The sequence below is a fragment of the Salinimicrobium oceani genome (genome assembly GCF_012037645.1).
Genome location: NZ_JAAVJR010000005.1, coordinates 302,730 through 318,649, shown reverse-complemented (window position 1 = coordinate 318,649; position 15,920 = coordinate 302,730). Strand labels below are relative to the sequence as shown.

16 protein-coding genes and 1 pseudogene are annotated in these 15,920 nt (G+C 34.0%); 16 read left to right on the top strand and 1 reads right to left on the bottom strand.

Features of this window, described 5'->3' with window-relative positions:
* Positions 1-2: 2 nt before the first annotated feature.
* The 4 genes from HC175_RS11060 to HC175_RS11045 all read left to right on the top strand — a co-directional run bounded on the left by HC175_RS11060 (position 3) and on the right by HC175_RS11045 (position 3,307).
* Positions 3-395: a GxxExxY protein gene (locus HC175_RS11060; RefSeq protein WP_168138549.1), complete on the top strand. Its 393-nt coding sequence runs from the start codon at positions 3-5 to the stop codon at positions 393-395.
* A gap of 33 nt (positions 396-428) precedes the next feature.
* On the top strand, positions 429-1,685 hold the full coding sequence (locus tag HC175_RS11055) for a sulfate adenylyltransferase subunit 1 (RefSeq protein WP_168138548.1): 1,257 nt from the start codon (positions 429-431) through the stop codon (positions 1,683-1,685).
* Between the two features lie 18 nt (positions 1,686-1,703).
* The gene (locus HC175_RS11050; protein WP_168138547.1) at positions 1,704-2,483 is read left to right on the top strand and encodes a sulfotransferase; all 780 of its coding nucleotides are present in this window, start codon (positions 1,704-1,706) and stop codon (positions 2,481-2,483) included.
* Between the two features lie 479 nt (positions 2,484-2,962).
* Complete coding sequence (locus HC175_RS11045) at positions 2,963-3,307, top strand: 2Fe-2S iron-sulfur cluster-binding protein (RefSeq protein ID WP_168138546.1); 345 nt, start codon at positions 2,963-2,965, stop codon at positions 3,305-3,307.
* A 186-nt stretch (positions 3,308-3,493) separates the two neighbouring features.
* On the opposite strand, the gene HC175_RS24215 is transcribed toward HC175_RS11045, so the two are convergent.
* A complete protein-coding gene (locus HC175_RS24215; protein WP_235942601.1) occupies positions 3,494-3,718 on the bottom strand; it encodes a hypothetical protein in 225 nt (74 codons plus the stop codon).
* Here HC175_RS24215 and HC175_RS24210 point away from each other — a divergent pair.
* From HC175_RS24210 to HC175_RS10985, 12 genes and pseudogenes are all read left to right on the top strand, one after another.
* The gene (locus tag HC175_RS24210) at positions 3,638-3,817 is read left to right on the top strand and encodes a hypothetical protein (protein WP_235942594.1); all 180 of its coding nucleotides are present in this window, start codon (positions 3,638-3,640) and stop codon (positions 3,815-3,817) included. The two genes, HC175_RS24215 and HC175_RS24210, sit on opposite strands and share 81 nt — an antisense overlap.
* 231 nt (positions 3,818-4,048) lie before the next feature.
* A pseudogene (locus HC175_RS11035) lies at positions 4,049-4,534 on the top strand (elongation factor 1-alpha C-terminal domain-related protein); the annotation flags it as partial.
* 163 nt (positions 4,535-4,697) lie between these two features.
* Positions 4,698-5,564: a glucose-1-phosphate thymidylyltransferase RfbA gene (gene rfbA, locus HC175_RS11030; protein ID WP_168138545.1), complete on the top strand. Its 867-nt coding sequence runs from the start codon at positions 4,698-4,700 to the stop codon at positions 5,562-5,564.
* Positions 5,564-6,997, top strand: coding sequence for a lipopolysaccharide biosynthesis protein (locus tag HC175_RS11025; protein WP_168138544.1), 1,434 nt, complete (start codon positions 5,564-5,566; stop codon positions 6,995-6,997). The genes rfbA and HC175_RS11025 overlap by 1 nt, the downstream gene beginning before the upstream one ends.
* Positions 6,994-8,079, top strand: coding sequence for a DegT/DnrJ/EryC1/StrS family aminotransferase (locus HC175_RS11020; RefSeq protein ID WP_168138543.1), 1,086 nt, complete (start codon positions 6,994-6,996; stop codon positions 8,077-8,079). Before HC175_RS11025 ends, HC175_RS11020 begins: the two co-directional genes overlap by 4 nt.
* A gap of 11 nt (positions 8,080-8,090) precedes the next feature.
* Entirely contained in the window at positions 8,091-8,654 is a 564-nt protein-coding gene (locus tag HC175_RS11015; protein WP_168138542.1) for an acyltransferase, read from the top strand.
* A 9-nt stretch (positions 8,655-8,663) separates the two neighbouring features.
* Positions 8,664-9,557 (top strand): glycosyltransferase, encoded by an 894-nt coding sequence (locus HC175_RS11010; protein ID WP_168138541.1) that lies wholly within the window; start codon positions 8,664-8,666, stop codon positions 9,555-9,557.
* Between the two features lie 13 nt (positions 9,558-9,570).
* Positions 9,571-11,367 carry an ABC transporter ATP-binding protein gene (locus HC175_RS11005; protein WP_168138540.1) on the top strand — a complete coding sequence of 599 codons (1,797 nt, stop codon included), beginning with the start codon at positions 9,571-9,573 and terminating at the stop codon, positions 11,365-11,367.
* 148 nt (positions 11,368-11,515) lie between these two features.
* Positions 11,516-12,451 (top strand): polysaccharide pyruvyl transferase family protein, encoded by a 936-nt coding sequence (locus tag HC175_RS11000; protein ID WP_168138539.1) that lies wholly within the window; start codon positions 11,516-11,518, stop codon positions 12,449-12,451.
* Positions 12,452-12,565: 114 nt separating this feature from the next.
* On the top strand, positions 12,566-13,813 hold the full coding sequence (locus HC175_RS10995; protein ID WP_168138538.1) for a glycosyltransferase: 1,248 nt from the start codon (positions 12,566-12,568) through the stop codon (positions 13,811-13,813).
* Complete coding sequence (locus HC175_RS10990) at positions 13,810-14,679, top strand: glycosyltransferase family 2 protein (protein WP_168138537.1); 870 nt, start codon at positions 13,810-13,812, stop codon at positions 14,677-14,679. The genes HC175_RS10995 and HC175_RS10990 overlap by 4 nt, the downstream gene beginning before the upstream one ends.
* 54 nt (positions 14,680-14,733) lie before the next feature.
* On the top strand, positions 14,734-15,909 hold the full coding sequence (locus HC175_RS10985) for a glycosyltransferase (RefSeq protein ID WP_168138536.1): 1,176 nt from the start codon (positions 14,734-14,736) through the stop codon (positions 15,907-15,909).
* Positions 15,910-15,920: the final 11 nt, after the last annotated feature.

The window sequence follows — 15,920 nt, the reverse complement described above, 5'->3', positions numbered from 1 at the left end:
GGATGGAGGAAAAAATCTTATATAAAGAAGAAAGCTATAAGATCATAGGTGTATGTATGAAAGTGCACCGTGGACTCGGACCCGGATTCCTTGAATCGGTTTATGAAGAAGCTCTTGAGCAAGAATTTAAAAGTGCAGAAATTCCTTTTGAACGGCAGGTTAAGTTGAACATTTTTTATGAAGAAAAGAAGTTGAAAAAATATTTCATTGCTGATTTTGTTTGCTATAATAAAATTGTTGTCGAAATAAAGTCAGTTAAACATGTGCCTGTTGCCTTCTATTCTCAATTAAATAATTATTTGGCAGCTACCAGGAAAGAGCTGGGTATTCTTGTGAATTTCGGTACTACCTCCTTAACTTATAAAAGAATTATCAATACAACCCATTCGCGATAATTCGTTTAGAAATTCGCTATAATTAATGACATAATGCAAATAGAAAACAATCAGTTACTTAGATTTACTACTGCAGGTTCGGTGGATGATGGGAAAAGCACGTTAATCGGTCGCCTGCTATACGACTCCAAATCCATCTTTGAAGACCAGCTGGAATCTGTGAGTGCTACGAGTGCGAAAAAGGGGCATAAGGGAGTGGATCTGGCGCTGTTCACTGATGGTTTAAGAGATGAAAGGGAGCAGGGGATTACTATAGATGTAGCTTACAGGTATTTTACGACTCCAAAAAGGAAATTCATTATTGCCGACACACCCGGACATATTCAATATACCCGGAATATGATCACAGGTGCATCCACGGCTAATGCTGCAGTGATATTGATTGATGCCCGACACGGAGTGATCGAGCAGACGAAAAGACATTCTTTTATAGCTTCTTTACTGAACATCCCACATCTTATTGTTTGTATTAATAAAATGGACCTTGTTGAATATTCCGAAGAAAGGTTTAATCAGATCATTGGACAATTTGAAGAATTTTCTTCAAAACTGCTAATGAAGGATGTACGTTTCATCCCGATCAGCGCTTTGGATGGAGATAATGTGGTGAACAGATCAGAGAATATGGTCTGGTATCAGGGAGGAACTTTATTGAACATCCTGGAAACCCTGCACATTAGCAGTGATATCAATAAAATAGACGCCCGCTTCCCGGTCCAGACTGTTCTGAGACCTCAAAGTGAAGAACATCGGGATTACAGGGGATATGCAGGTAGAGTAGCGAGCGGAATTTACAGAGTAGGAGATGAAGTGGCAGTATTGCCTTCTGGTTTTACATCAAAGATTAGATCCATAAATTCAGGTGAAACAGAAGTTGAGGAAGCCTACGCTCCTATGTCAATCGCTATGACGCTGGAAGATGATATTGATGTGAGCAGGGGTGACATGATTGTAAGATTAAATAATCAACCTGAGGCCTCTCAGGAATTCGATGTTATGCTTTGCTGGTTAGGTGACGCCGCCGCCAGGCCACGGGTAAAATATACTCTCAAGCATACAAGTAATGAACAAAGGGCAATGATCAAAGAAGTAATCTATAAGGTGGATATAAATTCTTATGACCGCTTAACCGAAGACAAAGAACTGAACATGAATGATATAGCAAGAGTGAAAATAAGATGTACGAGACCTCTAATGCTCGATTCTTATAGAGATAACCGTAATACAGGTAGCATCATTTTAATAGAAGAAAATACCAACGCAACCGTTGCGGCCGGGATGGTTGTTTAATTACATAATTAAAAGAATATGTTTTTTAATAGAAGTAATAAAAAAATTAAATCCAATTACTTATTTGTTATTGGATCTGGTAGGTCTGGAACTCATTTCATAGGTAGAGCTATTGGGAAGCACCCTCAGGTAGAGCTTTTTCTTGAAGAAACAGAAAATTTTAGACTAGTAAAAGAAGTGGCTATTCTAGAAAAAGGTGAAAAGTACCAATCTAGATTAGTAAAAAGATATAAGAAACTTCAAAAAATTTCTAAACAACCTTGGATTTTAGAAAAATCACATCCCAATATATGGCTGACGGAAGGCCTGCTGTCAAATTTCCCTGATTCTTATTTTATTGGCATGCAAAGAGATTTATATCAGATCGTTAGTAGTATGTTAAATCATGACAGAAAAAAAAATGTCAGAACTTGGTTTGATATACTTCCCACCAATAAATGTTCGAGATTCCTCGGGATAAATGACTATAATATTTCATATTATAAGGATTTACCGATTGAAGCTAAGTGTGTAATCAGGTGGCTTTCACATACTTTTGAACTAGAGCGTTTAAAAAAAGAATATCCAGATAAAGTCTTTATTTTTGATTATTCTATCTTCTGTGAAAATTTTGAAAGTGAATTATTTAAAATTGAACAGTTAACTGCATTAAACTTAAAAGAATACGCAGAGCGACCGAAATCGGAAAGTTTGCAGAAATTTAAGAACTTAACAAATGAGCAAATAAAAATAATTGATGAAACTTTTCAGAAGGAAAAAATTTTTTTTGAAAAAATCTATAAAGAAAAGAACAATTAATGGAGGAACATATGTTCTTATTTAATAGTTAAAAGATGATTATTGACTGAGTTATAGAAACCTTCAAAAAATAGAAGAGAAGAATTCTGTAACTTTTTTTTTTGCTTTAAGAGATTTTCCAGAATTTTAAATTTTTCATCAGAGGTTGTTGAGGCCTTGAAAATCGATTCTTTATCATTTATCGAATTATATTAAACGCAATTAAATTTATTTTTCATTTGTAAAGAAATTTATCTCTTCCTTTTATTCAACATATTTTATATAGTCATGTCTATTATCAGGATTATACTATGTAATTAATTACACAGTTCTTTATGATAAATTAACTGGTACTTCAATAAGAAAGTTTAATTTTGCATCTGTTAAGGTCACTATCGAAAGCAGTTTTGCTATAAAATAGTGACGAGCAGACCCTGAATCAATAATGTATGAAATTACTTTCCGAAACAATAAAGAATCACCTGTGCTGAAAAGGAACTTTGGTAGAGGCAGCCAGAAAACAGAACGTTACTCTGGAACATAGTTGTTTGCGTGGTCGGTGCTCAACTTGTAAGGTCCATGTTATAGCCGGGGAATCTTCTCCCCGTGTGGTCGAAGTGGCAGTTAATCTTCTTGATCTCGACAAAGATTATATCCTTTCTTGTGTAAGAGTTCCTGAATCTGACATGGTTTTGGATGCGGAGGATCTTGGTGCCTGTCCCATTCCTTTAAAGAGAACTTTTTCTGCGGAAATTAATTCCGTAATAAATTATAATGAAGATCTTGTGAAGATTGAACTTCGCCTGCCGCCAACTCAGAAATTCATATACTTAAGTGGACAATAACTGGATGTAATAAGAGGAGGTATTCAAAGAAGTTATTCAATCCCTGACATAGAGAATGCAATCTTTTTTAACAACCTATAGTGCAGGATTCTGGAAGGATAAGAAAGTTTTTATTACGGGTCATACTGGGATCAAAGGAAGTTGATTAAGCCTTTGGTTGCAGTTAATGGAGAGTTTCGTAAAATGTTATGCTTTAGAAACTCCTACCACTCCGTCCTTGTTTGAAGTGGCAATTGTCGGCGCAGGAATGGAGAGTGAAATAGGAGATATAAAAAACTTGGATGCCATTAAAAAAGTATGAATGCATTTATTCCGGATATTCTTATTCATATGGCTGTCCAGCCCCTTGTACGATTCTCCTATAGTAACCATGGCGAAACCTATTCCACGAATGTTATGGGTACTGTACACGTGCTTGAGTCCGCAAGAAATTGTAAAAACCTAAAGGCAGTTGTGTCTGTTACAAATAAGTGTTACGAAAATAAAGAATGGCTTTGGGGATATCGTTAAATTGAAGCTATGGGAGGTCATGATCCTTATAGCAATAGCAAGGATGTGCAGAACTGGTAAGTTCTGCTTACCGAAACTCCTTTTTTTTGAGGAAAATGCAGCCAATTTGGCTACTGCACGGTCCGAAACGTAATAGCCGGGGGAGAGATCATGAAGGTTCATCTGGAAGAGGTTTTTCAGGTAGAAGTAAAGTCGGATGCATCTCCTTTGACTATAGTGGATCCTAGGGTAGATGAGGTTACCCTCCTGCCCTGAATTTTCCCCTCCAGGATAAAATCTTTTAATTCAGGTGAAACTGAAGTTGAAGAAGCCTACACTCCCATGTCTGTTGCAATGAGTTTGGAAGATGATATGGACGTTAGTATGGGAGATATGATAGTAAAAGTGAACAATCAGCCGGAGGCCACACAGGAATTTGATGTAATGTTATGTTGGTTAAATGACGATCCTGCAAAACCCAGAGCTAAATACACTCTTATGCATACCACCAATGAACAAAGAGCTTTAATAAAAGAAGTGGTATATAAAATAGATATCAATAGTTATGACAGGATAACCAATGACAAAACATTGTCTCGAAATGATATTGCACGGGTGAAATTGAGGTGTACAAGACCAATATTGTCAGATTCCTATAGAGAGAACAGAAATACTGGTAGTATTATTTTGATTGACGAATCCACTAATGAAACTGTTGCAGCAGGGATGATTGTCTAAAATATAATCCGCGGAATTCGTTTCAATCCGCGCAATCCGTTTTTTAATTTTCACAGTTCTTTAAGGAAAACCTCAAAGGGAATAAAAAGGTAAGCCTTATATTTGCACGCTGCAGGTTATGTACACAAGCCGAAATATTATCTAAGGGAACTATTAAAATTTTATGAAAGGAATAATTTTAGCAGGGGGTGCAGGAACTCGTCTTTACCCGATAACAATTGCAGTTAGTAAGCAACTTTTACCGGTGTATGACAAGCCAATGATTTATTATCCTTTATCTGTTTTAATGTTGGCAGGAATTAAGGAAATTCTTTTTATTACTACTCCCGAGGACCAATTTTCTTTTCAAAAACTATTGGGGGATGGATCATCATTGGGATGTAAATTTGAATACGCTGTACAGGAAGAGCCGAATGGACTGGCTGAAGCCTTCATAATTGGGGAAGATTTTATTGGAGGAAGTAAAGTTGCTCTGATCCTGGGAGATAATATTTTCTACGGTAATGGCTTGGGTGCTTTATTAAGAAGTAAAATAAATGTTGAAGGAGCATCAATCTTTGCTTATCCGGTGAAAGATCCCAATCGATACGGAGTTGTTGAATTTAATGATAATCAAAAAGTCATCAGTCTGGAGGAAAAACCGGAAGTTCCAAAATCCCAGTTTGCTGTACCTGGATTATATTTTTATGACAACGATGTGGTTAATTTTGCCAAACAGGTAAAACCTTCCAGCCGTGGAGAAAAAGAAATTACAAGTATTAATGAAATGTATTTGAAGGAGGGAAAACTGGAAGTGGGAGTTATGACCAGAGGGATGAGTTGGTTTGATACAGGTACAGTTGAATCTCTTGACGATGCCACTGAATTCATTAGGGTACTCCAGAACAGACAAAGTACTATGATAGGTTGTATTGAGGAGGTGGCGTATCAAAGAGGATTTATTGAAAAAATCACATTAAAAGAACTTTCTGAACGTTATGGAAAATCGAAGTACGGAAAGTATCTCACTGAACTTGCTAGCTCCTTGTAATGTCTTTAAGAAAACTAGCCACTAAGGGATTAGTTTGGACCTTTGCGCAACAGTTCGGAAATCAATTCATTGCTTTCATTGTTTCCCTGGTACTGGCAAGAATACTTTTGCCGGCGGAATTTGGACTTATTGGTATGATATCAATTTTCATTGCTATTGGAAACACATTATTAAATGCGGGAATGACCCAGTCTCTCATCCGAACTGAAAAACCCGATCAGGAGGATTTCTCAACAGTATTTTATTTTAATTTGGGTGCAAGTATTATACTTTACTTTCTTCTTTATTTATCAGCACCTTTAATTTCAAATTTTTACGATCGGGAGGTGCTTACCTCTATCATTCGGGTTTACAGTCTTACTTTTATAATAAGTGCATTTTCAGCAGTGCAATTGGCGCGTTTAACGAAAATAATGGATTTTAAGACCCAAACTCTTATAGCTATTCCTTCCACTATTATTGGTGGAATATTAGGAGTAAGCCTGGCGTATTCCGGGTTTGGTGTATGGAGTCTGGTTTGGAGCAGTCTTGCAACAGCTACAATAAGTTCGGTACAGATATGGATATATTCTAAGTGGTTACCAGACCTATCTTTTAATATTCAAAAATTTAAAGAACATTTCCATTTTGGTTATAAACTAACTTTATCGGGTTTACTTAATAAAATATTTGATAATAGTTATCTGTTAATTATTGGTAAGTTTTTCTCCCCAGCGCAGGTCGGGTATTATACCAGGGCTGAAACTATGAAACAACTTCCCGTTACTAATATTTCAAATACTTTGAATAAAGTGACTTATCCTTTATTTGCTTCTATTCAGGGTGATGATATGCGACTGAAAAGAGTGTATAGCCAATTGATGCAAATGGTTGTTTTTGTAATTGCTCCCATTCTAATATTCATTGCTGTTTTAGCTGAACCGGTCTTCAGGTTTTTATTTACTGAAAAATGGTTGCCAGCTGTGCCGTATTTTCAGATATTATGCTTTACCGGAATTTTGTATCCCGTGCACGCTTATAACCTGAATATCCTTAAAGTGAAGGGGAGAAGTGATCTCTTTCTCCAGCTTGAGGTTATAAAAAAAATAATTATAGCTATTACAATAGCAATAGCGCTCCAGTTCGGTATATTAGTTTTATTATATGGTCAGGTTTTGACATCTGTTCTGGCCTTTTTTATAAACACCCATTATACCGGAAAATTTCTGAATTATTCAGGTTGGGAGCAAACAAAAGACATTTTGCCAATATTACTACTTACAGCAGTAACAGCAACAATTATACTTGTGTTGGATTATTATTTTTTAGAAAAATATCTGGATATAATCAGGATTTTGGCTGGTGGAACCACGGGTGTTCTTCTGTACTTAATGGCTTCTTATTTTTTAAAATTTGAAAGCTTAAATGAAATCACAAAACTTCTAAAAAAATGATTCCAGTAACAAAAGCTTTTTTTCCACCTATTGATAACTATCATCATCAAACACGGCGTATTTGGAAAAACCAATGGCTTACCAACCGGGGAGAACTTGTAAAGGAGCTTGAAAAAAATCTCGAGCAATACCTGGATCTGGAAAGTATTGTTCTGACCACTAATGGTACGCTGCCAATCCAAATAGCTCTAAAGGTTTTAGCTCAGGGAGGAGAGGTAATTACGACACCTTTCAGTTATGTGGCAACAACTTCTGCTATTGTATGGGAGAATTGTAAGCCTGTTTTTGTAGATATCCACCCTAAGTATCTAACAATTGATGAAAATAGAATAGAAGAGGCAATAACGGAAAAAACTACTGCTATTCTTGCGACTCATGTGTTTGGTAATCCCTGTAATGTGGAAGCAATTGAGCGTATTGCTCAAAAACATGGCTTAAAGGTAATATATGATGGAGCTCACGCATTTGGTGTCTTTTATAACGGTAAAAGTCTTTTAGGTTATGGAGATGTCTCTACATGTAGTTTTCACGCGACCAAACTCTTTCATACCGGTGAAGGGGGAGCCATTATTAGCAAAAACAAAGAATTAGCCCATAAGTTATTTTACAGCCATAACTTTGGTCACAATGGTCCAACAGATTTTTATGGGGTTGGCATTAATGCTAAAATGAGTGAACTTCAAGCTGCTATGGGTCTATGTGTCTTACCTTTTATGGAGAAGATACTGGAATCGAGAAAAAAGACTGTAGGAGTGTATAACAATAATTTGGACTTTAATCAATTAAGCAAGCTGGAAATTAGACCCGGAACAAAATGGAACTTTAGTTATTATCCAATAATATTCAGAAATGAAGAAGTACTTGAAGCTACTCTTGAAGCTTTAAATCTAAAGGATATTTTTCCCAGAAGGTATTTTTTTCCATCTCTGGATACATTGAATTATGTTGAAAGTGATCCAATGAGTGTTTCCCGGGAAATAGCAAAAAATGTTTTGTGTCTGCCTCTTTTCTACAATATTGAAGAAAATAAAGTAAAAGAAATTTGTGAGATAATTAATTACACAAATTTAAATTTTAAATAAATGAATGATGTATGGCCTTTTTATCCAAAAAAGAAATTGAAAAACTTGGTTTTAAATCAATCGGAGAAAATGTTCTTGTTTCCGATAAATGCTCTGTTTACAATGCAAGTGAAATAAGTTTAGGATCAAATGTCCGAATCGATGATTTCTGTATTTTATCTGCAGGAACGGGAGGGATTTATATTGGAAATAATGTTCATATAGCATGTTATGTCTCTTTGATAGGAAAGGAGCGAATTGAAATATGCGATTTCGCAGGCATTAGCTCCAAATGTGCAATTTATTCCAGCTCTGATGATTATTCAGGAAATTATTTAACGGGTCCTTCGGTACCTGATAAATTTAGGAATGTAGACAGTCGTGAGGTGGTTTTAAAAGAGCATTCACTGCTCGGGGCAATGTGTGTAGTCCTTCCAGGGGTTATAATAGGTAAGGGGACGGCGGTTGGAGCTTTTTCATTAGTAAATAGAAGTCTTCCCACTCATTCCATAGCTTCAGGGATACCGGCCAAAGTGGTTAAAAAAAGGGAGTCAAAATTATATGATTTAGAAATCGAATACAAAAAAACAGTATAATACCCCTATATGGCTGAAGAACCTGAAAATCAACCTAAAGTTAGTGTTGTAATGATTACCTACGGGCATGAACTTTTTATAAGGGATGCCGTTAATGGTGTATTAGAGCAGCAATGTGAGTTTGAATTAGAATTCATTATTGCAAACGATTGTTCCCCAGACGCAACCGATTCCATAATAAAAACGATCATTCAAGAGAACAGAAATCATCCAATCCAATTTAAATATATCCGGCATTCGGAGAATATAGGGGCCATGCAGAATTTCGTCCATGCTTTAAGGATGGCCAGGGGTGAATATGTTGCCTTGTGTGAAGGTGATGATTTTTGGGCAGATCCACATAAACTTCAAAGGCAAGTTAATTTTTTAGATGAGAATCAGAAATATGTAGTTACATATCACGATGCCACTATAGTAGATGAATTAGGGGTGGTTATTCAACAAAAGAAAATGCCCGAGCTCTACAGAAGAGATATGTCTCAAACTGAATTAAAGCAAGGTGCACCTCTTTTAACCTTGACATTGTGCTTTCGTAATTGCATTCAGGACGAGCTTCCTTATGTACCTATGGTAACAAATGGTGATAAATTACTCATAAGTCTTTTAGGACATTTTGGCCAGGGAAAATTTTTAGAAAATATAGGTGATGCAGTATATCGGGTTCATTCAGGGGGAATTTGGAGTAAAACTGTTCGTCAGAAAAAACTGGAAGAAAAATCCAGGACATTAGAGAAGATGAGCAAGTTTTATGACTTAAAAGGTGATTCGACCTTGGCCGAATTCTATAGAAGAGATTTTCAAAATCATTTAAAAATGTTGGGAGTATTATATTTTAAAAAAGGCAGTGTTTCAAAGGCTACGAATATTTTATTGAAGTACTCAAGTAGTTTGATAAAAGCTTAAATCTCCTATTTATATGAAAATCATAAAAATACTTATTAAAAAACACTTTGAAAGTTTTGCATATTTCTATTCTTACTTAGAGTATAGAATATTCGTTGTGGTGGTATTTAGTCTATTAATTGGAATTTTGGACGGGTTAGGTCTTACCATGTTTTTACCACTGTTACAGATGATAAATGATTCAACGGAGATTGATCCTGAAAGTTTAGGGAGGCTAGGTTTTTTGGTAGATTTTATTGAAGGAATAGGTCTTAATTTGACCATTTTTTCAGTTTTACTATTTATGGCATTTTTCTTTTTAGTTAAAGGAGTTATTCAATATATCGGAGGAGTTTATAAAGTAAATGTACAACAGGGATTCATTAAAAAATTAAGAATTAAGAATATACGGGGATTAAATCGATTAGCATACAAATATTTTGTAACCTCCGATATTGGAAGAATTCAAAATACTTTAACAGGTGAAGTCAATAAAGTTTCTCTGGCCTTTATAAATTATTTTACGGCTTTTCAATATGGCATTCTTGTTTTTGTTTATATGGCATTTGCGTTCACTATTGATTCCCAATTTGCAATATTAGTGTCAATAGGAGGAGTATTAACAAATTTTCTTTACAAATCCTTATATAAAAATACGAAATCATTTTCTCGTACCCTCACTGGTGAAAATAGTATATTCCAAAGTTTAATAATACAAAACGTTTCAAATTATAAATATCTTAAAGCTACAGGATATTTAAATAAATATGAAAAAAAACTTAACAAATCAGCTGAAAAAATTGAAATAAGTAATAAAAAGATAGGTAAACTGGAAGCTTTACTTGAAGCAGGAAGAGAACCAATACTTATAATTGTAGTAATTACTGTTATTTTTATTCAAACCATCTACTTTAATTCAGATTTAGGACCCATCTTAATAAGTTTAATTTTCTTTTATAGGGCCTTGGGTTATTTAATGCAGATGCAAGTTAGGTGGAATAAATTTTTAGCTGTTTCCGGTTCTTTGGAGAATATGGCTCTGTTTGGAGAGGAATTAGAATCCAATAAGGAGGTTAAAGGTCCTAAAATTTTCGATGAATCCATAAAAAGAATGGAATTATCAAAAGTTAACTTTTTTTATAATAATACCCACATTTTGAAAAATATTTCTCTGGATATTGTTAGAAATGAAACTGTTGCTTTTGTGGGAGAAAGCGGGAGTGGAAAAACGACAATTGTGAATATATTATCAGGCTTACTCCCTATAGACAGCGGTAATTATAAATTAAATGGTAAAAATATTGAAACACTTAATCTTAATAATTTACAGACTAAGTTTGGTTATATCACTCAGGATGCCGTAATCTTTAATGATACCATCTACAATAATGTTAGTTTTTGGAGTGAAAATACTCCTAATAATAGGGAAAAATTTTGGAAGGCTTTAAAACAAGCCTCAATTTATGATTTTGTTAATGAACTGCCTGAAAAAGAAAATACTATATTAGGAAATAATGGTGTGAATTTAAGTGGGGGGCAAAAACAACGTATTTCAATTGCTAGGGAATTATATAAAGACATTGAAGTTTTAATTTTAGATGAGGCTACATCCGCACTTGATTCCGAAACAGAAAGAAACATTAAAGACAACATCGATAATTTAAAAGGCAAATACACAATGTTGATAGTCGCTCATCGAATTTCGACTATTAAGAATGCCGATAAGATAATAATTATGGATAATGGACAGATAAGTAATATCAATAGTTTCAATGAATTGATTAATGATTCCTCTTATTTTAGAAACCTAGTTAAACTGCAAGATATTTAATATGTTTTAATTGTTTTAATGCAAAGTTTTAATGTTAAACCCCCCAATATTTTAAAAGTAAAATTTTAAAAATATTAAATATAATAAAAGTAACGTAAATCTCTTATTGAATATGATACAAAACCGGATTAAAAACAAAATTAAGTCATTGATCCCATATGACGAGAGGATTAAATTTCGAGATCTTTCTAAAAAAAGAGTCAATACTAGATTTGCAAAGAGTAAAATTTTAAATTTTTATAGCTCAAATAATAATATTGGAAACTATACACCTGTTCTGGGAATCCAAAAACTCCTTAATCAAGAATATGATGTTTGGTGTGCTCACCAACAGGTTGATTGGGATTTTGTTAATACAAATTATGAAAAAGTAATTATTGGCGGGGCAGGATTATTTCATTTAAGTTTTGAAAATTTTTGGAAAGATTTTACACGAGAATGTAAGATTCCTGCAATTGTGTGGGGTGTGGGAGGAATTTTTCCTAAGGATCGGAGCCTAAAAGCAAGTGTAAATAATAAAGTATTAAAGACTGCACTGAGAAAATGTGATTTAATTAATTTAAGAGATGACTTATCTGCAGATTATGTCGACTTACCCAATATTCATATTTCCCAATGTCCTACAATTAGTTATGTAGATGGTGTACAAAATAATCGCCAAAAACCTAAAGGTGTTCTTTATAGCTCGCATGAAGAATTGTTAAATCAAAAAGAAAAAAATATAGTTAATAAATTTTTGGTGGATAATGTAGATTTTATGTTTACGGATAATATTCAGTATCAATTTTGTGGAATGAATCGGATATTAGATAAATACTTAAAATCAAAACTAATTGTAACTACTAGATTACATGGGGCTATTATTGCTTATGGATTAGGTATTCCTTATTTGGCAATAAGTTTTGATGAAAAGGTAGATGAATTTTATCGTTTGTATGGAAATGGGTTTTTGGTAAAAAGTCTTGAGGATCTTAATAATGCAGATGTAGAATATATCTTAAATAATGCTCAGGATCAAATTCCTGACTTGACATTAGTTCATGAGTTCAGTAACGAAGTTTTAATATGGACGCGAGATAACTAATTCAATACGTGGAGTAAAATCGGAATTTTTTTGAATGATAATTAAACCATACTGCTTCCCTTTCCCAAATTGTCAAGAATTGACCTACGATAAATTCAAAATGTTTTAAATGTTATGAATCATAAATTAAATATTTTATTTATTGTTTCAAGCTTTCCAACGATTTCTGAAACCTTTATAATAAATCAAATAATTTTCTTAATTGATTCTGGTCATACAATTAGGATTTTATCTTTGAAAAAAAATAATATAGATTCACATCCTAAAATTTTAGAATATAAGCTAATGGAAAAAACGGAATTTATTAATGTTTTTCCGTTTAAGAAAAGACTAATGCACTTTTTATGTCTTTTTTTTAAAGCTAATCTCAAAACCAAATTATTATATCTTCAAACATTAAAAATTAACAGATATAAAAAGCAGGCATTAAATTTAAGGATTTTTCACAAAATGTTAGCAGTATCAAAATTTAAGCTGGAATTTGATATTATTCACGCACATTATGGTTTTAATTCTGAAATTTATTTTGAATTAAAAGATTTTCCTTGGTTACGAAACTCTAAACTTTTAACAACTTTCCATGGTCATGATATGAAAACTTCTTTTTTAAAAAAGAACAAAATTCGTTATAAGCGGTTGTTTGATGAAAACATAATGATTACTACCAATAATGAATATGGAATTTCTCTTTTACAAAAAATACGAAGAGATTATAAAAATATACAGCTTCTTCCGGTTTCTCTAGATACCAATTATTTCCATCCTTCTTCAGGAGCCAAATTAAATCAACAGAATACTGTGATTCTGTTTTGTGGCAGATTCATACCAGTTAAAGCTCCTACGGCAGTTATCGAAATCGCTAATATTCTGGTTAATTATGAGAAAATTCTGAATATAACCTTTGTTTTAATCGGCAGTGGTCCAGAAGAACCAAAAGTTCGAGAACTGATTAAAGCCTATCAATTGGAATCTTATATAAAATTAAAAGGATCATTAAATCAAGATGATGTAATTTCGGAAATGCGTAATGCAAAAATTTTTGTTTTACCCGGAATTACTGATGAGAAAGGGAGAGCAGAAACTCAGGGATTAGTCATTCAGGAAGCCCAAGCTATAGGATTACCAGTGATTGTAAGTAATGCCGGTGGGATGAGATATGGACTCATTGATTTAGAAACCGGCTTCATTCTGCCCGAAGGTGATATTGATGCTTTTGCTCGAATAATAAAAAAATTAATTGATGATCCAGCACTTGCTTTGCAACTCGGAAAAAAAGGAAGAAACTATGTAGTGAAAAATTTTGATTCAAAAGTTTTAGGCTTTCGATTATTAAAAATTTACAATGAATTATTATCTAAATGATTTCCATTATAACACCAACACATAACCGAGCTGCTCTTCTCTCAAGAATGATTAACAGCGTTCTAAAACAAAGTTTCAGAAATTGGGAACTGGTTATAATGGACGACGGCTCCACAGATGACACACAAGCTGTTGTAAATGATTTTAAAGACTCCAGGATAAAGTATTATTTCACCAAGAACTCTGGTGCTGCCGATAAACGAAATAGAGGAAGTGAAGTCGCTGCCGGAGATTATGTTATTTTTTTAGACAGTGATGATGAAGTAAAGGAGCAATGGCTGGAAAAATTGAGTGAAGAGGTACAGGGAAAAGGTAGTGATCTGGTATGTTGCGGATATGAAAAATTTGATCATAACGGGAAAAGTATAGGAGTGGATCTTCCCAAGGATCTGGGAGCAATGTTCGATAATGTCACAGCAAGCTTCCTGGCGGGTTCGATCTTAATTAAAAAAGAAATTTTCGAAAAGTGTGGGGGGTATGATCAGGAATTAGCCTCCGGTCATCATACAGACCTGCTTCTACGCCTACTGCAAAATCCAGAGAAACCAAAAATTTCTAATATATTTTTGCCTTTGGTTAAAATTCATTTGCATGATGGAGCGCGTATTCGTCATAACCAGGAGGCAATTTATCAGGGTAGTAAGAGGTTCTTTCTAAAGCATACAGAGCTTTTAAAGGGGAATAGTAAAAATCATTTCGATTATCTGTCAGTAGCAGGAGTTTCTGCAGTGCGCACAAAAAGATATAAAAAAGCATCTTCACTTTTTTTTAAAGCACTACAAATAAGACCTAATAGTCTTAAGGCTTATATGAGGTTAATTATATCACTAATGCCCAAATTGAGAGACAAATTTTGGAAAAAATAATTAGAAAAAAAGGCTATGTTAAAGATTTGACAAACCGGATCTATTTTTAATAAAATGAATAAAAAAATGACAGTTTTGTTTCTTATTGATGGATTAGGATTGGGTGGTGCTGAAACCAGTATAACTGAAATTACGAGTCGGTTTTCTAAAGTAAAACCTGTAATAATTCATCTTCATGATATTATTGATCATAAACCCTATTTAGTACAAAATGGTATTCAGGTTTATTCTTTAAATATTAGAGACAAGAAAGATATAAAGGGGACGTTGGATAAGATTAGGCCAATCGTTGTGGAAGTTCAGCCCAGCATTATCCACTCTACTCTTCACTGGTCTGACCATCTTGCACGGTTATTAAAAAAAGAGTTTAATAATATCAAATTGATAAACAGTTTTGTTAGTAATACTTATGGAAAAGACAGGTATAGAAGGATGTCTTTTTTAAGGCGGCTAAAGCTAAAGTGGGTAGAATTAAAAGATAAAAATTCTGCTCCCATTGTGGATCTCTTCATATCAAATTCGAAGAGTATAAAAAAGGACAATATTAAGGCACTCGGAATTCCTGAAGAGAAAGTAGTTGTTATTCCTAGAGGACGAAACACTGTTCTTTATGATATTCCGGAAAAAGAATCGGAGGATTTTAAACGGGAAATGGGCGTGCAAGGAAAAGATATTATCCTTAATGTCGGCCGCCTGATAAAAACAAAAGCACAGCTGGATCTCATTAGAGGTTTTTCAAAGGTGGCTCCTCAATATCCAGATACAGTTTTGTGGTTAGTAGGAGAGGGGGATTGCCAGGAACTCCTTGAGGAGGAGATTAAAAATTTGAAAATCACAGATAGAGTCTTACTTTTGGGACAACGGACTGATATACCATTATTACTTTCAGTTGCAAAAATATTTGTTTTCCCTTCTCATCTTGAAGGCATGCCTGGGGCATTAATAGAGGCAATGATGGCGGGAAAATTAATAATTTCTTCAGATATTCCTGAAAACAGGGAATGTTTGCCTTCAGACTGTGGACTATTTTATAAAACCGGAAATACCGGTGGGTTGGCGAATCAAATGGTTTCTGCTCTGGATAATTTTGAGAGATTACAGGATAAAGCTGAAAGAGCCCGTGATTTTGCGACCCAGAATTACGATCTTTCGAAAATATCATCTTTACACGAAAGCGTTTATTTTGATTTAATAAAAGACAATAATTCAATAATTAAAGAATTAATATAATTAATTCATAA

Coding starts and splice junctions, on each gene's coding strand:
- rfbA (WP_168138545.1), top strand. CDS start 4,698: ATGAAAGGAATAATTTTAGCAGGGGGTGCAGGAACTCGTCTTTACCCG.
- HC175_RS24210 (WP_235942594.1), top strand. CDS start 3,638: ATGGCTGTCCAGCCCCTTGTACGATTCTCCTATAGTAACCATGGCGAA.
- HC175_RS11025 (WP_168138544.1), top strand. CDS start 5,564: ATGTCTTTAAGAAAACTAGCCACTAAGGGATTAGTTTGGACCTTTGCG.
- HC175_RS11060 (WP_168138549.1), top strand. CDS start 3: ATGGAGGAAAAAATCTTATATAAAGAAGAAAGCTATAAGATCATAGGT.
- HC175_RS11005 (WP_168138540.1), top strand. CDS start 9,571: ATGAAAATCATAAAAATACTTATTAAAAAACACTTTGAAAGTTTTGCA.
- HC175_RS11055 (WP_168138548.1), top strand. CDS start 429: ATGCAAATAGAAAACAATCAGTTACTTAGATTTACTACTGCAGGTTCG.
- HC175_RS11015 (WP_168138542.1), top strand. CDS start 8,091: ATGGCCTTTTTATCCAAAAAAGAAATTGAAAAACTTGGTTTTAAATCA.
- HC175_RS10985 (WP_168138536.1), top strand. CDS start 14,734: ATGAATAAAAAAATGACAGTTTTGTTTCTTATTGATGGATTAGGATTG.
- HC175_RS10995 (WP_168138538.1), top strand. CDS start 12,566: ATGAATCATAAATTAAATATTTTATTTATTGTTTCAAGCTTTCCAACG.
- HC175_RS11010 (WP_168138541.1), top strand. CDS start 8,664: ATGGCTGAAGAACCTGAAAATCAACCTAAAGTTAGTGTTGTAATGATT.
- HC175_RS11020 (WP_168138543.1), top strand. CDS start 6,994: ATGATTCCAGTAACAAAAGCTTTTTTTCCACCTATTGATAACTATCAT.
- HC175_RS10990 (WP_168138537.1), top strand. CDS start 13,810: ATGATTTCCATTATAACACCAACACATAACCGAGCTGCTCTTCTCTCA.
- HC175_RS11050 (WP_168138547.1), top strand. CDS start 1,704: ATGTTTTTTAATAGAAGTAATAAAAAAATTAAATCCAATTACTTATTT.